The following is a 19,869-nucleotide window of genomic DNA, read 5'->3' as shown; positions in this document are numbered from 1 at the left end:
GTGGATAAGGCTGTGGATATTGATCTTTTCGTAACATGAAACAAGCCTGTCGGCCTCTATGTCCAAAATCCGGACATTTTTGGGGGAGGAAAAAAAATGGTGTCAACCGAACATGCCTTCTCTTTTTTGAATGATTTCAAGCTGAAATCTCCTTAGAGATGTTTTCCCAGTTTGTTCCAAAAAATAATAAAACTTTTATTTTCATCAATGCGACAAAAATGTTTTTGAATCCATCCCTCCCTTTTTCCGGAACATATTGTTCTTGGAAATTAGAAAATGGTTGTTGTCATGGGGGTGTTTTCTGGTAATGTTGGAGCAAGGAGCTGTTCTTGGTTGAAATAAAAGGTTGAAGTCTTTAATCGATAGGAAAATGATGGTTATCTTGCCGGGTTCAGATGAAAGAGACTGACACAACAAGCCAATTTCCTCTCGCAATCTCACCAAAGACATTCCTGTATGGAAATTTTTTGGTCCTGTTCTCATATCTCCTTCTTGTTTTTTCTGTCGGATTGCTTTTTCCCCATTTTTCTCCTTTTTGGCCTCCTGCTGCCGTTGCTGTATTTGCTATCCTCATTTACGGATTCGCGATGGCTCCCGGAGTCTTTTTGGGAGCTTTTCTGGGCAATGCGTTTTTTCTCCACTGGTCTATTCCCCAAGCACTCCTGATCGCACTGGGGAATACCATGGGACCATTATTGGGAGCAGGATTCCTTCACCGTGGAAAGAGTCCCTGGAAAGATTTCACGACAGCCCGGGATGTATACCGATTTCTTGGGGGAATGGGTGTTTTGGGCAGTGGTGTGACATCCATTGTGGGATCTCTGGTAATGGTTAAGCTTTCTTCTGAAAACACTGGTATGTCATTCGTTGAATCATGGCTTGCCTGGTGGACCAGCGATTCCTGCAGCATCCTCATGTTGTCTCCAGCTATTTTTACATGGTTTTTTCCTGAGAATTCCAGAATTCATCCCTCCTTTTCCAAAAGATCCGATCTTCTCATGGGGGGTGCGATTCTCGCCTTGCTGCTTGTTGGTTGGGCCGTCTATTTTTTCCCGGGTCTCCCGGAAATGACAAGCCTTGGTTTGACAGGCATGTTTCTTCCGTTTCTGGTATGGGTAGCCATGACAATGTCCCAGAGGAAGGTCTTTTCTTTTCTGGGGATCATTCTTTTCCTTCAATTCGGGGCAACGGCCATGGGCTATGGCCCTTTTGCCCATCTCGTGAAAAACCCCCAAGATGCAATGATCGGTATGGAGCTTCTTGGAATGATGACCGGCTTTGCCGTTATTCTGGTCAATGTGTTGACCCTTGAACGAAGGTCGGTGATGGAGCAGCTCGAGCATATTAATCGTACCCTTGAGTCCAGGGTGGAGGAGAGAACAAGGGATCTGGACCAAAAGACCAGGGAGTTAAGCGGTCAGCTTCTTTTTCTACAGCTTCTTCTCGATTCTCTGCCTGTTCCGGTCTTTATTGTCGATCCAAAAGGATATTTTGCTCTATCCAATCAGAAATTGGGTGAATTATTAGGAGTTGCTCCACCGGATTTGATCGGGAGATCTGTGGATGAGTTTTTTGATTCTGGGTGCTTTAACCTGTTTTCAGAGGATGGGGCTTCCTTTTCGGAGGATTCGGAACTGAGGAGAGAGGATATTACTTTTTGTGCAAATGGACAGAAAAGGACTCTTATTGCAAACAGGGTTTCTATCCAGAACCCCATCTCGGGAATGATCGTTTCCCTTCAGGATATTTCCGAAAGGGTTTTTCTGGAGCAGAGGATACAGGAGAGGGAACAGCTTTTCCGGTTAATCGTTGAGACTCTGCCCCTTCCGATGATCATTTCAAGAAAAAGCGACTCAGTTCTTCTATATGCAAATCCTTCGGTGGGAACACTGTTTCAACTCGATATTCAGCCATGGATAGGGAGGCCTCTCCTTTCTTTTTGGGCAGATCCAAATGACCGGGACTTGTTTCTCGATGAGGTGACCCAAAAAGGGGTTGTTCTGGACAGGGAGTCAGAATTAAGGATGCCTTCTGGAGAGAAAATATGGATGTCTATATCAGGAGGTTTTTCTCATATTTCAGATGAGGATGTTCTGATTGTTGCTTTCCGGGATATTCATGAGGTCAGGGAACGTCAGATGATTTTGCATCAGGAGGTTCGGACGGATTTCCTGACTGGGCTGGGAAATCGCAAGGACCTGCAAGAAGCGCTTCCTCTGTCCATTGAACGGGCAAGGGAGGGGGCAACTCCTCTTGTCGTCTGTATCCTGGACCTCGATGACTTCAAGGCGGTGAATGATCTTTTTGGTCATGCTGCCGGAGATATCCTGCTTCGGGAAATGGCGCTGCGGATGAAAGCTTCTCTCCGAGCTGAAGACTATATTGCCCGGCTCGGGGGGGATGAATTTGTCCTGATTCTGGAAAACCTCGAACCGAATGAAGATTTGATCGGTTTTCTTGACAGATTCAGGGAGCTGATCGAAATGCCTGTAGCTCTGCCAACAGGGGAAAACGTATCAATCGGATTGAGTCTTGGTCTAACGATATACACTGAAGGGGAGACTGATCCGGACCTTTTGATGAGACAGGCGGATGAGGCTCTTTATCGGGCAAAGGCTGAAAAGGGATCCAGAAGTTCATGGTGGAAAATTTACTCGATGGCACCCTGACCAGAATATCCTTATGGCTTGAAACTTCTGATTTTGACTATAGATTTTTTTTGAGGATCAGGCTTTTTCGCTGATGGTTGTAGCTGGCCCTTCTGGAAGGGGGAATATCCTCTAGCCGACAGGGGGAAAATCCCCGTTCCGAGAACCAGTGGCCTGTTTGTGTTGACAGGACAAAAATGGATTCCAGTCCATTTTCCCTGGCTTTCTTTTCAAACCATGAGAGAAGGTTTCCCGCTCGTCCGCATCTTCTATAGTCTGGATGGACGGCAAGACAGGCCAGCTCCCCCATCTTCTGGTCGAAAAACGGATAAAGCGCTCCGCAGCCGATAATGTTTCTATCTCGCCTTGTAACAGAAAATAGGGAAATATCCGTTTCGATCGTTTCCCGGTTGCGACCTTTCAGAATGCCGGATGCTTCAAGTGGGCGGATGATTTCAAGAATTCCGGGGATGTCTTCAAGAGTTGCCTGCATGATGGATTCGAATGGATCGGCAGAGATCAGTGTTCCGCACCCATCTCTTGTAAACAGTTCCAGCAACAGAGCTCCATCTTGAAGCCGATTGACAAGATGAACCCTGTCGACCCCTGCCGAGACCGTATCGATCGCCCGGCCAAGATGGTCTTTTTGGTTGGGTGAAAGCGTTTCCCGGAGAAGGAGGGCCTTCGCTTCCTTTGAGGTCAGCTCTCTGGTCGATTGTCCCTTCCGTTCGGGAATTCCTTCTTCATTCAAGAGAAACAAAAGTTTTTGGGCCCTGATCTCTTCCGCAACCGCTTGGGCAACATCCCGGCTGTCAAGAAAAAAAAGTTCCCCGGACAGGGAGACTCCCAGTGGAGAAATCAGGACAACTTCTCCCGAAGCGATGTGGGACTTGATGAAATCGGCCCGGATATGTCTGGGCTTCCCTGTAAAATAATGGTCTACCCCATTGATGACACCCATGGGTCTCGCGATCACATAGTTTCCACTGACGACTTTCAGCTGTGCGCCACTCATGGAAGAGTTGTCTCCACCGCTTGAGAGTGCGGACTCAATCTCGAAACGGACACTTCCGACAGCTTCCCTGATGACCCCGAGAATGTTTTCTGTTGTGACCTGACCGGATGGTGTGGTTTCTACATGCAGCCTGTTTTTTTCAAGAAGATATTTGATCCTTGAGAAGGCTCCAAAAACGAGAATGATGCCGATCCCGAGGCTTCTTAAAAGAGCGACATCACTTGCGATGGAGGAAAGTGTTCCGTCGGAAAGAGATTCATCTTCCAGACTGATGACAAATGTCTGTCCCCGAAATCGGTGAATGTAGGGAGATGATTCTCTAAAGCCACGAATAAACTGTTCTGGGTCCATCTTTCTGATCTGCCTTTTAAAATAGGTTTTTTTATCACCTTCAATTTGGTCGAGTCTACCAGAATCAGGGATGTTTTATCACCCGATTCTCTGTATTGACCGGATTCTGGTCGGTGGGAAGAGTGCTGGGCCTTTTTGAGCAAGCAATTGTCTTGCAAAAGATGAACTCTAAAGACAGAATGGAGAAGGAGCTTTGCTAGCAGGGCTCCAAAGGACTTGAACTTTGGGTGAGTGGAGAATGTGTTATGGGGGATGCTTCGTTGATAAAGATAGGTCGTTTGGTTCATATCGGAGTTTTGGTTTCACTTTTGTCAGGGTGTACTTCTTTTCAAGGGGGCTCTCCCAATAAGAATCTCTTGCTTGATCAAAAATCGACTCAGTTTTACGTCATTCAAGTCCCACCGCCTGTTCCTCCGGACCATTTGATTCTGGTCGGTTATTCGGCTTTTACCACGGATCACCGGATCAGTTTTACGGAGTTTCTCCGGTTATCGATCCCACCCCATTCTCCCGGTCATTATTATCTGACGAACTATTCCCGGACGGTTGAGTATGCTCCAGGCGGTCAGACTGGCCCGGGGTGGGTTCATCCCTTCTTTGGACACCCGTACCGATATCGCTATCAGGGAGACCTGGTGATGATTGCTTCGCAATGGGCCAAGATTCAGAAAAAAAGGGAGAAAAAACTTGCCAGGGAAGAAAAGGCCGAGAAAAAGGCCGCTGAGATGTCCCCTGAAAAACAGGTTCATGGTCCTGATGGGGGGGAAGTGATACAGGCAGATGAGCATTCGCTCACAGAGGTTTTGCCTTCAGGTGCGTATATTGTTCATCCCAAACGGGAACTTGTCAGGCGGGGGCTTTACTGGAATGGCAAAGGTTGGGTTCCTGTCATTGCCCACTGAGAGGATTTTGTCCGAATCTTAGGGGGAAGAGTCTCCGACGGAGACCACCCCCTTGGCCGTCTTGGGGTGGAAATCCCCGAAGAAAGCGTAAGTTCCCTTTGGTAATGGGCGAACGGGAACCCGGATGGTTTTGTGGGGAAGGACGAGAATCTCAAACTCAAGATCGTAGCTTTCAAACTCTTCCGGATGATTGTCCTTGTTCTCAAGGACAATGACAAAACGTTTATTGGGTAAAACCGAAATTTTTTCCGGAATGAACTGATGGTGTTGTAACGTCAGCGGAACGTCGTCGGTGTTTTGGGCGGTTAGAGCGGATGGAACTATCAAGACGAGGCCGATGGCAAATAGGGTGCAACGAGCAATGATTGTCTTAGGTCTGGACATTTTTCTCCCGGGTCAATGGGCCGGTTTTTTTCCGGACTGTTCCGCCCGTCGCAACAACAGAAACATTCCTGTCAGATAGACGGATACTGTGAGGATCATGATGAGGGGCGGTTTTGACCTGTAACCCAGAAAGTCCGCAAGCATCCCTCCAAAATAAGAGTGTTCGTTCAGGATCCTGCTTGTATCCCATGTCTGGAAGATAATCGGAGGAAGAATTCCCATGGCGACAAGTCGCCCTGTTCCGGCTGCAAGCATTCCTCCGGCCATGACGATCAGGAGTATCGACGAGATTCTGAGAAATGTCGAAATGGGGATATGTGCGGTTGATTTGAATAGGATGAGGACAAGAAGGATAGCCGTTGCGGATCCGGCAAGGCCAGCAGCCATTGGAGCGGCTATGGATTCTCCTGGAGCGGACTGAAGGGAGATCCCCCATAGAAAAAGGACCGTTTCAAGACCCTCCCTGAAGACACCCATGAAAGCCAGTAAAAATAAAATCCATACATTCTCCGTCTTGATCGCGGCAGTAGCCTTTTCCTTGAGGGCTCCTCCCTGTTCCCGCCCGTTTTTCGCCATCCATATCACCATGTAGGAAAGGAATATCGTTGGCAGGAAAAAAACACATACATCAAGAATATTTTTGGCATTCCCGGAGAGAAATGATTCGAGATGATCCGCAAGAACCCCCAGAACGAGGCAACACGCGACCGCTACACCGGTACCCATCAGGACAAATCTCTGTCCCTTCCGGTCTCCCAGTCTTTTCAGTGTGGACAGAAGGATGCCAACAAGAAGTGATGCTTCGAGTGTTTCCCGGACGAGGATCAAATATGTCTCAATCAAGACCTTCTTCTCCCCTACAAGTGAGATTCATTATCATGTTCATATTTTATCTTGCGGCCGGGAAGGCTGTCAAATTCAAGAGGTTTTTTAAGGAAATCTCCTGAAAGGGTACCTTTGATATCAGAACCTGTCGCCCGTCAAAAGAGTCTTCTTAAAAGAAAGAATTTCATATCACGGAGCAAGGATCATCGGATAAGTCGAACCCGAAAGTTCTTCCATAAAGGGGACAGCGATTCCTTTCGCACTTAAAGACGATACGAAAGTATCCATTCCCGGGCGTTAAGGAAAGTCTATGATGACCCGAAGAGATGCTATGCATGGATAAGCATTTCTGGCATTCTGATCATGGTTTTTTGATCTTTGATGAAAGTGGTATCTCAATTTTTTCGGCTATTTCAATCTATGGAAACACAAGGAGAAGCTCTGATGGCATTGGACGAGGAAACCAGTCGGATCTTGAAAGAAAACGAGTCTCTTAAGAATGAACTCTCTTCTGTTCGTGACCTTTTTGAAAAAATGGGGGTGTTCGGGCAGTCCCTGACGGAAATTCAGGCTTCTTTCAAGGTATTTTCCGAATCTATGGCCAAGGAACGTGAACGTATTGCCCTTTCGGCATCACTTGTGGAAAAAGCCGAGTCAATGGTCTCGAATCTTTCGAAAAGCATCCTTCAGATTTCCATCGATACCCGAAAAAATTCAAAAAATGTCGATCAACTGAATGAACGAACCGGTCAGATCAGTGGAATTGTCCAGTTGATCAAGGATGTTTCTGGGCAAACGAACCTTCTGGCTTTGAACGCGGCTATTGAAGCGGCTCGGGCCGGAGAGCAGGGGAGGGGGTTTGCTGTTGTTGCTGACGAAGTCAGAAAACTTGCAGAACGTACGAGAAGTGCCACCAATGAAATTGCGACACTCGTTTCCACCATTCAGGCGGAAACGTTGCAGACAAAATCCCAGATGGAGTCCTGGTCAAAGGATTCTGAAAATCTGAACCGGGAGGGTGAGACCGTTTCGGGAGAGATGATGTCTATTCGCGGATTGTCGAGAGAGATTGAACAAACGGTCTCCGCCGCATCTGTGAGAAGCTTCCTTGAGTTGACCAAGCTGGATCACCTGATTTTCAAGTTCGATGTCTACCGATTTGTTTTTGGTATGTCGACGAAAAAAGTCGAAGATTTTGCAAGCCATACATCCTGCCGTCTGGGACGATGGTATTACGAAGGGGAAGGAAGAAAAATGTTCATTTCCTATCCAGAATTCCAGTCCATTGAACGACCCCATGAGGCGGTTCATTCAGAGGCCAAGAGGGCTATTGAAGCAACGGTAAGGGAGAATGTTTCGGAAACACTCATGGCCATGGACCGGATGGAGAGTGAAAGCCTAAAGGTGATTTCAGCTCTTGATGCACTCGCCAGGAAAGCGGAAACAGAAGTGTCCACAGCCAAAGTTTAGTGTTGGCAGTTCTTTGTTGGACCATCCGGTCAAGTGGATTCCCGACAGCTTGCCGACAGGTGATTATGAGGCTCTTCCGGGGGGGGGCTCCTGATGGTGCTTTCCCCAGAAGAAGGTTGGCATTCGGAAGTCATCCGGTTCCATTTCTGATTGTGAACCTGATTTTCAGTAGACATTTTTTCCGGAACAGCTCCAAAAGGGAAGAGAAGCCCGAATCGTTTTTCCTCAAAAGTGTTGAATGTTTCCGAATGGGATCTGCCCGCTTGATGAAGTTTTCCTGTCTGTCATAATCGCCTTCCTTCAATATTATTATGCAAGAGTTTCTTTTTTATTTAATGTTCCCTATCCTTTTAGGGTATCAGGAGATCCCCGGTTGTTTAATCAAAGGTCAATAAACTGGAGTCTATGGGATGTTGTGGGTTGTTTCGGGAAACGATCCTGAAAGGCTGGGAAAAGAGTTAGCCCGGAAAATCAAACGCCTGCGCTCTCCATTTGAGTCTGAAAAAATTCTTGTAGATACCTCATTGAAGTCTTTTCATCTCCAAACTCTCCTGGCAAAAGAACTGGGTATTTTTAGTGGGATCACAATCACTCCCCCCGGAAATTTTCTCTGGAGCGTTCTCTCCGAATGCTTTCCTGACGCACCTCCCAATAATCCATTGTCGAAAATATCCATGTCGTTTTCTCTGATGGAGCTTTTTTCGAAAAGAGAAGAATCCGGCAACGCGATTCGCTTGCCAGATGGAATCCCTCTTCCTGGGGACATTCCGTCCCAATGGGAACTGGCCATAACACTGGCAGAGATTTTTGACCGGATATTGATCTACAGGCCTGACTGGATCCTTATTTGGGAAAAAGACCAACATCATCAAGATCCCTGGTCCGATCTTTGGAGAAGCCTGATCCAGAAAACTCCACTTCACAGGGTTTCTCTCCTCGAACGATTTTCAAGGCTTGTGAGAGCATCACCGGAGTCTCTTAAGGGGAAGTCTTTTTTGAAAACCCCGGTACATGTCATAGGGCACTCTCTCCTCCCACCTTCTTTTCTGGATTTTCTGAAAGATCTCTCCATCCTGACAGATGTTGTTCTCTATCAATGGCAGGCCACACCCATTTTTCTTTTGCCAGGATTCTCTGATCAGCTTCCGGGAGATGCCCAGGGAGCTGCAGTCAATCCATTGACTAGGGCACTAGGTGCCCAATTTGTCAGGATGAGGGATCTCTGTCTTTCCAGGTCCGGTCAGACTGAAGAGTTTTTTTCCATTCCCGATAGGGAAACCATCCTTTCAAAGATACAGTCTGAAATCATCAATGACCGGTCCGGGCTTGATTTTTCAGATGCTCCCTTGGATCACTCTCTGAGAATTGTTGTATCAAGAACTCCCATGGGGGAGGTTCAGGCGCTTTATCATGAGATTGTTTTGTCTTTTAGACGGGACAGTTCCCTGATGTCGTCGGATGTTTTGGTGATGGTGTCTGATATTGAACTTTTTGCTCCCTTCATTGATGCGGTTTTTCAGAAAAAAATCGGGGAGGTTGGAGAGATTCCCTATCGGATTGTCGGAAAAAGGGGGGGTGGGGAAAGTTTCAAATACCTTGAAAATTGTGCCAGAGTGGCCCGGGGAAAATGTTCCGCTTCTGAGGTGATGGCACTTCTTGATCACCCCTATTCGAGAGAGCGTTTTGGGCTGGATCAAGAGGAAGTCGAGAGGATTGAGCGTTGGATTTCCCGGCTTCCTGTCTGGTGGGGAATTTCTCCGGAGACGAGAGAAGCATTCGGCTCGCCCGAGCCTGCCCTCAATACCTTTTTTTGGGGTGTGGAGCGCCTTCTGTTATCGTTTCCTTTTGCCCAGTCCGCTCCTGTGGAAGATATGATGCCCTTTGACGGAGGGGACCTTTGGGAAGTGGCCCCTGTTCTTGAAAAGTTTCAGGTTTTCATAAAGCTTGTTCTGGATCTGGCCCATCGTCTGCCGGATGAAGAAAGCGGATTCTTTTGGGGAGAAACGGCATCCTGGATGGCTATGAATCTCTTCACTGATGATTTTGGAATCAAAGAGCCCGAGATTTATACTGCCCTGATATCCTTTTCCAGAATGTTATCTCCTGTCGATGATGAAAATGAAGCAAGCCGAATGGCTTCTCTGAAAATTCCATATGACGGTTTTCTCCGAATGCTTGAACATCAGATGAAAATGGCTAAAGGAGACTCTCCCGGGAAAATGGGGCATGGCGTGACCTTTGCTCCCATCGTGTCATCAAGAGGAATCTCATCCCGATTCCTGGCTCTTCTCGGGATGAATTCAGAGCTTTTTACCCTGAAAGACAGAATGGTCTCATTTGATCCTTTGATGAATGCGCCAAGATCAGGTGATCATTCGAGAAGGGAGGATGATCAGGGGATGTTTCTGGAGTCTGTCCTGTCTGCGAAAGATTCTCTTTTCATCAGTTACTCTGGGACAGGACAGGAGCCCTTCGACGAGATCCTTCCATCGGTTCCTCTTGGACATCTGATCGATTGGATCAGGGCAATGAAACCTGAATGCGAAAATTTGGTAAAAAGATGGTCTTTGGTAGAAGGGTTTTCCCAGAAAAAAGAGTCTGTCCAAAACACCGGATTCCCTTCCATACCTCTCCCCGATGATCTGAGTGAAGATATTCCCGCATGTTGCCCGATGGAAATCGAATTGGATGATCTGAAAGGGTTTTTCAGGAATCCTGCCCGATTTTTCTGGTCATCCTGGGGAGGGGGTGCCCTCAAGAATACCCTTTCCTCTCTTGCTTCAAACGATCCATTTGTACCGGGACTGATGGAATCGAGGTTCCTGGGAAAGACGATCTTTTCCTATTTGAATGAACACGACGGAGAGATCCCTCCCAAAAGTTTTTTAACCCCTTTTGGTTTTTTGCCGCATGGAAGCGCCTCCGGGAGTGTTTTTGAAAGCCTTTCCTCTTCTGTTTTTAGGTTATGGAAGGAGAAGGATTTTCTCTTTTCTCAATATCCGGGCTCGGAAATTCCTCTTCATGAGTTGTCTCTTTCGAGCATTCCGGAGATGATCGGCCAGACGTTCCGTTTTCATGGAAGCCTTGATGGGCAGGTGTTCCTAAAAGGGGATGATGTTCATCATGTTATGTTTTTCCCCTATTATCATTCCAAAAGAGATATCTTGTCCTTATGGGTGGACCATTTGTTGCTGAGTCTCTGTTTTCAGGACAAGATCGTTGTTTCAACGATCTATTCTCTCTCCGGTTCCGGGAGCGAGTCCTATTGTGTTAAAGGGGGTGCAAAAAGAGCTCTTCAGGATCTTTTTGCCATTTTCTGTTATGGAGAAATTTTTCCTGTTCCAATCTTTTTGAAAAGTTCTTGGGAGTATGCAGACTGTTGGAAAAAGTTCAGAAAAAAAGAAGCCAAGCCAAAGTCGGGGAAAGTGAGTTCGGATTTCTCTTTTGATCCGAGATTTCCATGGGGTGATCCCAACGGGGCCGATCGTCGAAAGGCATTGGAAAAAGCTGAAAAAATTTGGATCTCTCAACAAAAAACACCGGATATTTCTCCCGAGGAAATGATTTTATATGCAAAAGCCTCTCCTTGGACAAGACTACCTGGTTCTGACCCTGAGCAACTTCTGCCTTCAGAGAAAATGGCATTGAGAGTCTTTTCCCCCATCTTGGGATCTGTCGTGGATGAAAAAAAGAAAAAGACGATCAATGCCGATTGATCCAGTGATAAATGATCCCTTCGGGATTGAAGAAGGCGGGCTTCACTTGGTGGAGGCAAGTGCTGGTACTGGAAAAACCACTCTACTTTCGGTCCTGTTTCTCAAGGCGATTATCGTCTGGAACCACCCGGTGGACAAGATAGCCGTGATTACCTTTACCAGGGCCGCGACTCAGGAGCTTCTGAAAAGAATCAGAAAAGAGCTCCTTGGCCTGAGATCCTATCTCTCACGACGGGGCGCTTCGACTGGTTCAGAGGTTTTTCCTCAACCCATTCCACCTCTTCTTGATCTTCTGGAGAATGTTTCTCCTGAAGAGGCTTCCTCCAGAATCGAACGAGCCATACTGGATTTTGACCGCGTGGTGATCCGGACGATCCATTCCTTCTACCAGGGGCTGCTCTCTGAGATCATGCATCTTGCGGGTATAACAGAAGAAAGGGAGGTTGTCACCCGGACGGAACCGTATGTTTTTGAGGCAACCGCCCGCTTTTTGAGAGATGACCTTGAGCGGATCCATCCGGCACTCAGAAGGTACTGGTTTCAAAAGGGGATCACAACACTTGCCTTCTACAATGGGGATTTCCTTGAAAATCCGAAGCCTGACCCTTCCCGCTTGACCTCACGAGTCATTTCTCTTGCCCAGGGAGGGTGGCCGGTATCGGATCCGGAGCTATTGTCCGGGCCGGGAATAGACCTTCTTGAAGAAGCCTTTGCTCAGGTTTTTGAGAAGAAACAGATTGTGAATGAATTATCTGTTGAGGATCATTCGTCCGAGCGGACCAAGCTCTTGTCAGATGCGGACTTTCCGTTCAACATCCTCTGCGCAAAGAGCGACCAGTCCCTCAAGATAAAGGGGGCTCTTGATGCTCAAAAAACCCAGAATCCCGTGCTCAAAAAAGCCCTTGTGGAGCTTTCCGCTTCGATGGATTTTCTGCGTGAAAGATGGGAGGAAGCATCGAAAGCCTTTGTCCGGCGAATGATGGACCATGTCGGCAAAATCCTCGAAGAGAATAAGAAAGCCGCTCAAATCCGTTTCCAGGATGATGCTCTTTTGCTCCTTCTCGGAATTCTTGAGAAGGAGGAGAAAGAAAATCCTGACTCCCCGGATTCCAGGCTCATCCTTGCGGCAATCCGGTCCAAATTTAAGGTTTTTCTGGTCGATGAATTTCAGGATACTGATCCCAGTCAGATTTCCCTTCTGTTGAAAATTGGAAAAAACGATTCGGGAGATTCCCTCTTGCCCACACCATCAATGGTTTTTGTGGGTGATCCAAAGCAATCCATTTATCACTTCAGGGGGGCAGATCTTCAAAGCTACATTCGATTCAGAGAGAAAATGGGGGGGCATGTATACGGTCTTTTGTCCTCGTATCGACAATCCTCTTCCCTCCTTTCAGCCCTGAATTTTCTTTATTCCAATCATCCATCTCCCTTTTCGAATCCACATGTTCTGGCTCCAGAGGTCTACTGTGCTTCATCTCGAAACAGCTTTCTGGAGGTCTCCGGAAAGCGGATAGCCCCCATGCGGATTCTGGTCAAGGAGTCTTTACCCCGAAAGGGAGGGTCCCATCCGGAGGCCGACGACACACTCCGAAGTCCGGAGGACGTTCTCGTTGCCAGATCCACAGCTCGGGAAATTCACCGTATCCTTTGCCCGGAGTCAAACTCCAGGATGGGAGAAAAACCTGTTTTGCCCTCGGAAATTGCCGTTCTGGTCCGGAAAACAAGGGAAGCGCATGAGATTGAAAAAGAATTGTCCCTCCTTGGTATTCCCTCTCTTGTGGAGAAAGATGGTTCTGTCCTGGATTCATCTGAAGCCAGGGAGCTTGAGTGGATTCTCTTGGCTATCCTTGGCCAGGGAGGTTTTTCCGGTATTCTTGCCGCGTTGACAAGCGAACTCGTGGGTGAGGACTATCAGTCTCTTAAGAATTTGAGCTCGGACCTCCCATCCAGAGAGGAGAAACTCAGGAGCTTTTCCCTTCTCAGAAAGGAATGGGAGTCATCGGGGATCTATCGAATGGGGATATCCATGATTTCCGCCCTGTCGATTGAGAACAATCTTGCAGGACGCATTGATGGAAAAAGAAAATGGATCAACCTGAATCATCTTCTTGAGCTCTTGAATCTGTGGGAGTCCCAGGAGAATCTCCTTCCGGAGCGGCTTCTTGCGCGTTTTTCCCGAGCCATTCGCAGATCGGACGAACTTCCTGCCGGTGAGGAAGAGATCTTAAGGGCGGAAGGAGCAGCCAATGCTGTCCGGATCATGACCGTTCACAAAGCCAAGGGGCTTGAGTTTGATATGGTTTTTTGTCCTTTTGTTCTGAAACCCGGAAAGATTTCTTTTCCATTAAAGAAAAGGGAGCCGTCGATTTCTTCTGTCTCACTTCCCTCTCTTTGGTTTGAGGATGAAATGGACCCTGAGACAATGGAAGAATCGAGGAAAGACTCTTTTTCAGAGGAACTCAGAATCCTTTATGTTGCACTGACCAGGGCACGATACCATGTCAGCATTGTTTTAAATGATCAGTCTAAAAAGGGAGGTTTTCTTCCTGTTTCCGAACCATCACCTTTTTTGTGGCTGCTTTTGGGTATGATGAAAACGTTTTCTCCTGAGAACCCCGAAAAGGTTCTGGAAGATAAGCTTTCTGGAGATCACCCTCTGACGCCCTGGATCCTGGCAAAAATGGCGGAGGATCTTTCGGGCGGGACAATTGTTGCAGAACCCCTTGAGATGTTCGAGGGGCTCTCGGAACCGTTTTTGCAGGAGACGATTCTAAAAGACCAGACTGTTTTGACTGGGCCTGCGTTTGAAAAAGGATTTTTTCCGGATCGAAGAGGCTGGATTCATGAGAGTTTTACTTCAATGGCGCATTTTTTCGAGGATCAGTCTTTTGCCGAAGATCCTTTTCCGGAGCGTGATGTGTTTTTCGAGAAACAGTCTCCACGGGGAGGTTTGGCGAGGGGGGCCAGGACGGGAACATTGATCCATGAACTTTTGGAAAATGCCGATATGGATACTGAGGGTGAAAAATGGATCGGGTTCGTCCGGTCTCGGCTTGAGCTTCGTGGATTTTTGGAAAAGGATGATCTGAAAAACGCTTTGGAGATGGTCGCTGCCTGCAGAACAACTCCGATCGATGGGGCTTCATTGAAAATAGGGGAGATTCCAAGGGAAAAAAAGGTCACGGAACTGGCATTTTCTTTTCCGATGGAGCAATACAACCTTTCACGATTTTACGCGTTGTTAAGAAATCTTTCGGTCCCTTTGCCGGAGAAATGGGGCTTGGAATCGAGTGCTTATGCCGATTTGAACGGAATGCTATCAGGAGCGGTCGATCTTTTTTTCTTTCATGAAGGACGGGTTGCCTTTGTGGATTACAAGACAAATGACCTTGGACCAAACCCGATGGACTATTCACAAGAAAGCCTTCGTGATGCCCTCACTTCGGGTGGGTACTTTCTTCAGGCTCTTCTTTATACGGTAGCACTTCATCGCCATATGAAGGCATGTATCGGAGCGAGCTATTCCTATGAGAGGGATTTTGGTGGAGGCACTTTTCTCTTTCTCAGGGGGCTTCTCCCGCCCCGCCTGACGAAGGATCAGGGAGTGTTCAAAATCATCTTTCCCTTCGACACGATCAGAGCGGTGGAAGCTTTTTTTGATGGAAGACATCCCTGATCAACTGAGTGATTTTGGAGGGTTTTTGTTGTTTTGCCAGAATGAACTGGAAAAAGACCCCCTATCATTGCCGATTCTCGGCAGAAAGGAAGATTAATGAAAATTTCTTTTCATGGCGCGGCATCTTGTGTAACCGGTTCCTGTCACCTCCTTGAAATGGACGGGTTTCGACTTCTTGTGGACTGTGGTCTTTTTCAGGGGGCGGATGAGCTTTTTGGTGGCGAGTCGGATCCTTTTGGATTTGATCCTCGTGAAATTGATGCGGTTCTGCTGACTCATGCCCATCTTGACCATTGTGGAAGGCTTCCACTCCTTTTCCGGCAAGGGTTTCGTGGACCGATCTACTCCACCCAACCCACACGGCTTCTCTCAGGAATTGTTCTCCAGGATGCTGCACATCTTCATGAGGAAGCGAGAGACAGGCGGCATAACCATGCAAAAGGAATCATCCACAAGAGAGATGACGCTTCCTATAATATTTCCGATGTGATCGAGACGATGGCTCTGTTTCAGACGGTTGCCCTCAAAACGCCTGTGAAGCTCCATCCTGATGTAACGGCAACCTTTCATGATGCCGGCCATATTCTCGGCTCAGCGTCTATCCAGGTTTCGGTTCGGGAGAAAGGGGCGACAACCAGAATCCTGTTTTCAGGAGATATCGGTCCGAAAAATGTTTCGTTGGTCAAGCCATGGTCTCCTCCATTGGATTCTGATTATGTTCTGGTTGAGACGACCTATGGTGATCGACTCCATCGATCCAGAGAGGGCTCGATTGAGGAGCTGGCCCGTGTTTTGGCCCAAACATTGGCTGGTGGTGGCAATGTCCTGATTCCGACATTTGCATTGGAAAGGGCTCAGGAACTTCTGTGGGTGTTCGGACAGTTTTTCCGGGAAGAAAGAGTCCCGCCGGGGACTTTCTTTTTTCTGGATTCGCCGATGGCCCTGTCAGCGACGGAGGTCTTCGAACGCTTTCGCAGTGAACTTTCTCCCGAGCTGGAGTCTTTTATTTCCCAGGGGATTGACCCGTTTTCTTTCCCGGGACTTGTGACAGCACGTTCCATTCACGACTCCCAGGAGATCAACGCTGTCAGGCGGGATGCTGTCATTATGGCGGGCTCGGGAATGATTTCCGGAGGAAGGATTGTTTATCATCTTGAGCGACATATTGATAATCCCTTATCATCTTTGATATTTGTTGGTTATCAGGCGGAAGGGACCCTTGGCCGGGCGATTGTGGATGGAGAAAAGAAAGTCCGTCTTCTTGGGGAGATGCGCGATGTCCGGATCCAGACGCACATGATCAATGGGTTTTCGGCCCATGCCGACCAGGGGGACCTGCTTGCCTGGTGCTCAAGTATGCAGGTCCCGGATCAGGTTTTTCTGGTTCATGGAGAGAAACGATCCATGACCGGATTTTCCGAAAAGCTTCCATCCATCGGGTGGAACAATATGGCGATGCCAAAACTTCATGAAACAATTGAATTAGCTCCAGCAAAAGGAAAGAGGTTATGACCATGGATCGTCCTCAAACCCTGTTCGAAGGTTTTTTTCGCAGGATAAAGGAAGAGCCCGGAGACGTTTTGGGAGTGGACGTTGTCCAGAAAGACGGGCAACTGTTTCCAGTGGCTTATGATGGACGGATGGCCTCTGCCAGGGTGGGGCAACTGATGGATCAGATCAGGGTTGACCCGGGTATGGTCGTGGGGTTGACGGGGCCACCCGGAATGACCTGGATCCTTGCGGCCATGGCGATCCTTGGACGGGGTGCGACTGTCATGGCGATCGACCATCTGATGCCTCCTGCCGAAATGGGCTTTCACCTCAAGAACTTTGAGGCTGATCGCATGGTGGTGATCTCGCAAGCCGTCTCATCTCTAACGGGTGTGTGGGGGGGCGAAGTTGTCAGTGTGTCCACTGAGTCTCCCCTGTCTTCCGGTGAAGGAGATGCGGCTATCAATGCTCTCGGGAAAAGGTGTGTACAGGGAAAGACGGATGATGTGGCATTTCTTTTGATGACATCCGGAACGACCGGGAATGCAAAGGGAGTCCCTCTGACACACAAAAACATTCTGTCCGATGTTTTCTCTTTCGAGAAGCTTCATGTTTACCGAAAAGGGGACAAAGTTCTCGGAATGTTGCCTCTTCATCACGCCTATCCGGCGATGGGACTTTTTCATCTTCCGATTCTGCTGGGAGCTGTTCCTGTTTTTGTTCCGGACAACCACCCGAAAACGATTGCATGGTGTCTTTCCAATCAGAATATCGCCCTATTTCCGGGAGTGCCGGCGATTTGGGAGGGTTTTCACCAAAAACTGATGGAAGGAGTCCGTCAAAAGGGGACCATCAAGGAGTTTGTGGCAAAAAAGATTTTGGCTCCAATGGTGAGAAATCTCTCCAGGACGGGATTCCCTTCCATCGGGAAAATGGCTTTTCCTGCGGTTCATGCCCGATTCGGGCAGTCATTGAGGGCACTATCATCTGGTGGAGCCCCTCTTGATCGGGCCATCATTGAAGATTTTATGGGGTTTGGTCTTATGCTTTTGGAGGGATATGGCTTGACCGAAACCTCCCCGGTCGTTTCTTTCAATATTCCGGAAGCCTTTCGGATCGGATCTGTCGGCAGGCCTCTTGATGGTGTTTCCGTAAGGATATCCGAAGCCGGGGAGGTACAGGTCAAGGGAGAGAATGTGGCAACATCCTATTGGCTTGACCGGTATAGGCGCGAATCCCTGGTCGATCAGGATGGATGGTTCTCTACCGGGGACAGGGGAGATTTGTCCGATGGTTACCTGACCCTGACCGGACGTTTGAAAGAGCTTCTGGTTCTTCCAAACGGGAAAAAAATCCAGCCTGAAGCGATCGAGTCTCGCTGGATATCGGACCCGTTGGTTTCAGAAATCGCTGTAACCCTTCGAAAGGGAGTCCCATGGTTGCTTGTTCGTCCCGATATTGAAAGTTTTCAGCGCTCCGGGCGAACCAATATTGTTCCCATCGTCACGGATATGTTTAACCTGATGCAGCAGTCCCTGCCTTCTCACAGCAGATTGGGTGGCTTTTCGATTGTCAGGGACCCATTGCCAAGAACGAGATTGATGAAGCTCAAGCGGTATCTTCTCCCTGAAATCGTTGAGGAGCTGGAGTCTGAGAAGCAAAATGAGGGAAAGGAACCCCTTCCGAAGGATGTGGATCCGATAGAACAGAAAACCTTTACCATCCTGAATGAGGTTTTGACAATCAAGCGCCCAGTCAGAATGGAAGACCACCTGGAAATCGATCTGGGACTTGATTCTCTTGGAAGACTTGAGCTGGTTTCGGCTCTGGAAGAAGGATTCGGAGCAAGAATTCCAGAGGATGCCCTCTTGAACAATCTTTTGACGGTCAAGGATCTGATGGTTGCCGTATCTCTTTGGGCAAATGGTCTTAAGGTGGCAGAAAAAAAGACGCTTGAAGGTCATTATTGGGAGACACCCCTGACTGAAAAGGAATTGGCAGAGGTGCCTCATCGCCCACTTTCTCCAGACGGGCAAAGCCTATCTTCCGGTCTCAAGGCGTTCCATCTTTTTTTGCGGGGGACCTCTTCGATTTTTTTTCGAGCCAATCTTCCCCGGTTCGAAAAGACGGATAAAGGTTGGATCTACGAGACATTTAACGGTGAAAAAGCCATTTGGCCGGATGGTCCGTTTGTCATTGTCGCCAATCATGGAAGCTATCTGGATGGCTTCCTGATTTCAGCGGCTCTGCCGGATGAAATCCTTTCGAGAACGGTGCTTTTGGGGTTTTCCCCCATTTTTGATCATCCCAGGATCCATCCCTTGAAGGATCCCTTTGGAGTGATATCCATTGATCCGGACAAGGCTTCGTCCGCTCTCAGGGTCTCTTATCGAATGCTGGAAGAAGGGAAGGGGATTCTTGTATTTCCCGAAGGCGACCGCTCCCATGATGGGAAGATCAAGATGTTCCGGCCAGGAACAGCCCATCTTTTGGGGGCCTTCCCCTGTCCCGTCATACCGGTTGGGATCATTGGAAGTTTCGAGGCTTACCCCAGGAACAAGCGCTTCCCGGTGCCCCGGAAAATCACCCTTCGTTTTGGTTTTCCGGTTTCTCCGGAGGATCTTTCCAGAGAATCCACATCCAGGTTGAATCTTGAACTTTTTTCCCTGGTCAATAACCTTTTGCCGGAAAACATGCAATCCGAAGGGTGAAAGGGAAGCGGCGTTATATTTTGGAAAAGAGCCGGTCGATCATGTTTTGGACTTCACTTTTGGATACGGCAAAAGAATTCCCTCCATCGGGTTGGGAAGCGATCAATTCGGAAACACCCTTGTGGAATCTCTCTCGCACTTTCTCCTTGACCGTCGGGGAGATGATGTGTCTTTCCTCGAAGGTTGCCATGACTGATTTGAGAATAGTTTCGTTATGCTCTATCCAGTCTGGCAGGTGTTCCGGATGGGGTTTTGTATCGATTGGTGCGTAGCGTCCCAATCGATAGGCTTTATCCAATAGATCCCTCTCAGATAATGGGATTTTCTGGACGACTTTTCTTTCCTCAAGAGTGTCGCCGACAGCTTTTGCAGCTCTGAAGAGGAGAACCAGAAAAATTGCCGAAAAACCCTGCATGATAACGGTCCATAGGGCGAGACCCGTAACAGTGGCCCCAGATGAAGGCTTGGCCCAGAAAATCAGGGCTATTCCCAAAATGCAGAAAGGACAAATGGCCGCAGCCTGTCTGACTTGGGAAAGAGTTCTGACAGGAGGGGCACCGGGTATGTTTTCAGGTGAAGTTTCCATATTAGCCTCCTTATTATCCAAATATGAAACACCTGTATTCTGTCATTCTCCCCAGTCCGTTTCCCGGGGAGTATGATAGACGTCATATCGA

The 19,869-nt window shown here is 48.1% G+C and carries 11 protein-coding genes and 1 pseudogene; 8 read left to right on the top strand and 4 right to left on the bottom strand.

Annotated features, from left to right (window positions below):
• The first annotated feature begins 467 nt into the window (after positions 1-467).
• Positions 468-2,669, top strand: a complete 2,202-nt coding sequence (locus LFE_RS08580; protein ID WP_041774277.1) for a sensor domain-containing diguanylate cyclase — start codon at positions 468-470, stop codon at positions 2,667-2,669.
• Positions 2,670-2,706: 37 nt separating this feature from the next.
• On the opposite strand, the gene argA is transcribed toward LFE_RS08580, so the two are convergent.
• A complete protein-coding gene (argA, locus tag LFE_RS08575) occupies positions 2,707-4,014 on the bottom strand; it encodes an amino-acid N-acetyltransferase (RefSeq protein ID WP_014449828.1) in 1,308 nt (435 codons plus the stop codon).
• A gap of 356 nt (positions 4,015-4,370) precedes the next feature.
• On the opposite strand from argA, the gene LFE_RS08570 reads away from it, so the two are divergent.
• A complete protein-coding gene (locus LFE_RS08570) occupies positions 4,371-4,916 on the top strand; it encodes a hypothetical protein (RefSeq protein WP_014449827.1) in 546 nt (181 codons plus the stop codon).
• Between the two features lie 18 nt (positions 4,917-4,934).
• Here the strand turns inward: LFE_RS08570 and LFE_RS08565 are convergent, their stop codons facing one another.
• The gene (locus LFE_RS08565) at positions 4,935-5,300 is read right to left on the bottom strand and encodes a cupredoxin domain-containing protein (protein WP_014449826.1); all 366 of its coding nucleotides are present in this window, start codon (positions 5,298-5,300) and stop codon (positions 4,935-4,937) included.
• A 12-nt stretch (positions 5,301-5,312) separates the two neighbouring features.
• Positions 5,313-6,143, bottom strand: coding sequence for an FTR1 family iron permease (locus LFE_RS08560; protein WP_014449825.1), 831 nt, complete (start codon positions 6,141-6,143; stop codon positions 5,313-5,315).
• A 363-nt stretch (positions 6,144-6,506) separates the two neighbouring features.
• Here LFE_RS08560 and LFE_RS14735 point away from each other — a divergent pair.
• The 6 genes and pseudogenes from LFE_RS14735 to LFE_RS08530 form a co-directional block, all read left to right on the top strand.
• A pseudogene (locus LFE_RS14735) lies at positions 6,507-7,151 on the top strand (methyl-accepting chemotaxis protein); the annotation flags it as partial.
• 12 nt (positions 7,152-7,163) lie between these two features.
• The gene (locus LFE_RS14730) at positions 7,164-7,595 is read left to right on the top strand and encodes a CZB domain-containing protein (RefSeq protein WP_407081008.1); all 432 of its coding nucleotides are present in this window, start codon (positions 7,164-7,166) and stop codon (positions 7,593-7,595) included.
• A 410-nt stretch (positions 7,596-8,005) separates the two neighbouring features.
• Complete coding sequence (locus LFE_RS08545; protein WP_014449823.1) at positions 8,006-11,311, top strand: exodeoxyribonuclease V subunit gamma; 3,306 nt, start codon at positions 8,006-8,008, stop codon at positions 11,309-11,311.
• Positions 11,277-14,990, top strand: coding sequence for a UvrD-helicase domain-containing protein (locus LFE_RS08540; protein ID WP_081495400.1), 3,714 nt, complete (start codon positions 11,277-11,279; stop codon positions 14,988-14,990). Before LFE_RS08545 ends, LFE_RS08540 begins: the two co-directional genes overlap by 35 nt.
• Before the next feature lie 96 nt (positions 14,991-15,086).
• Positions 15,087-16,502 (top strand): MBL fold metallo-hydrolase RNA specificity domain-containing protein, encoded by a 1,416-nt coding sequence (locus LFE_RS08535; RefSeq protein WP_014449821.1) that lies wholly within the window; start codon positions 15,087-15,089, stop codon positions 16,500-16,502.
• Between the two features lie 2 nt (positions 16,503-16,504).
• A complete protein-coding gene (locus LFE_RS08530) occupies positions 16,505-19,192 on the top strand; it encodes an AMP-binding protein (RefSeq protein ID WP_158310262.1) in 2,688 nt (895 codons plus the stop codon).
• A 13-nt stretch (positions 19,193-19,205) separates the two neighbouring features.
• Here the strand turns inward: LFE_RS08530 and LFE_RS08525 are convergent, their stop codons facing one another.
• On the bottom strand, positions 19,206-19,778 hold the full coding sequence (locus LFE_RS08525; RefSeq protein WP_014449819.1) for a hypothetical protein: 573 nt from the start codon (positions 19,776-19,778) through the stop codon (positions 19,206-19,208).
• Between the last annotated feature and the right edge of the window lie 91 nt (positions 19,779-19,869).

It is taken from the genome of Leptospirillum ferrooxidans C2-3, assembly GCF_000284315.1.
GTDB classification, from domain to species: Bacteria; Nitrospirota; Leptospirillia; order Leptospirillales; family Leptospirillaceae; genus Leptospirillum; species Leptospirillum ferrooxidans.
This window is presented reverse-complemented; position numbering and strand designations above follow the sequence as displayed.

Coding starts and splice junctions, on each gene's coding strand:
- LFE_RS14730 (WP_407081008.1), top strand. CDS start 7,164: ATGATGTCTATTCGCGGATTGTCGAGAGAGATTGAACAAACGGTCTCC.
- argA (WP_014449828.1), bottom strand. CDS start 4,014: ATGGACCCAGAACAGTTTATTCGTGGCTTTAGAGAATCATCTCCCTAC.
- LFE_RS08535 (WP_014449821.1), top strand. CDS start 15,087: ATGAAAATTTCTTTTCATGGCGCGGCATCTTGTGTAACCGGTTCCTGT.
- LFE_RS08540 (WP_081495400.1), top strand. CDS start 11,277: ATGAAAAAAAGAAAAAGACGATCAATGCCGATTGATCCAGTGATAAAT.
- LFE_RS08565 (WP_014449826.1), bottom strand. CDS start 5,300: ATGTCCAGACCTAAGACAATCATTGCTCGTTGCACCCTATTTGCCATC.
- LFE_RS08545 (WP_014449823.1), top strand. CDS start 8,006: ATGTTGTGGGTTGTTTCGGGAAACGATCCTGAAAGGCTGGGAAAAGAG.
- LFE_RS08530 (WP_158310262.1), top strand. CDS start 16,505: ATGGATCGTCCTCAAACCCTGTTCGAAGGTTTTTTTCGCAGGATAAAG.
- LFE_RS08525 (WP_014449819.1), bottom strand. CDS start 19,778: ATGGAAACTTCACCTGAAAACATACCCGGTGCCCCTCCTGTCAGAACT.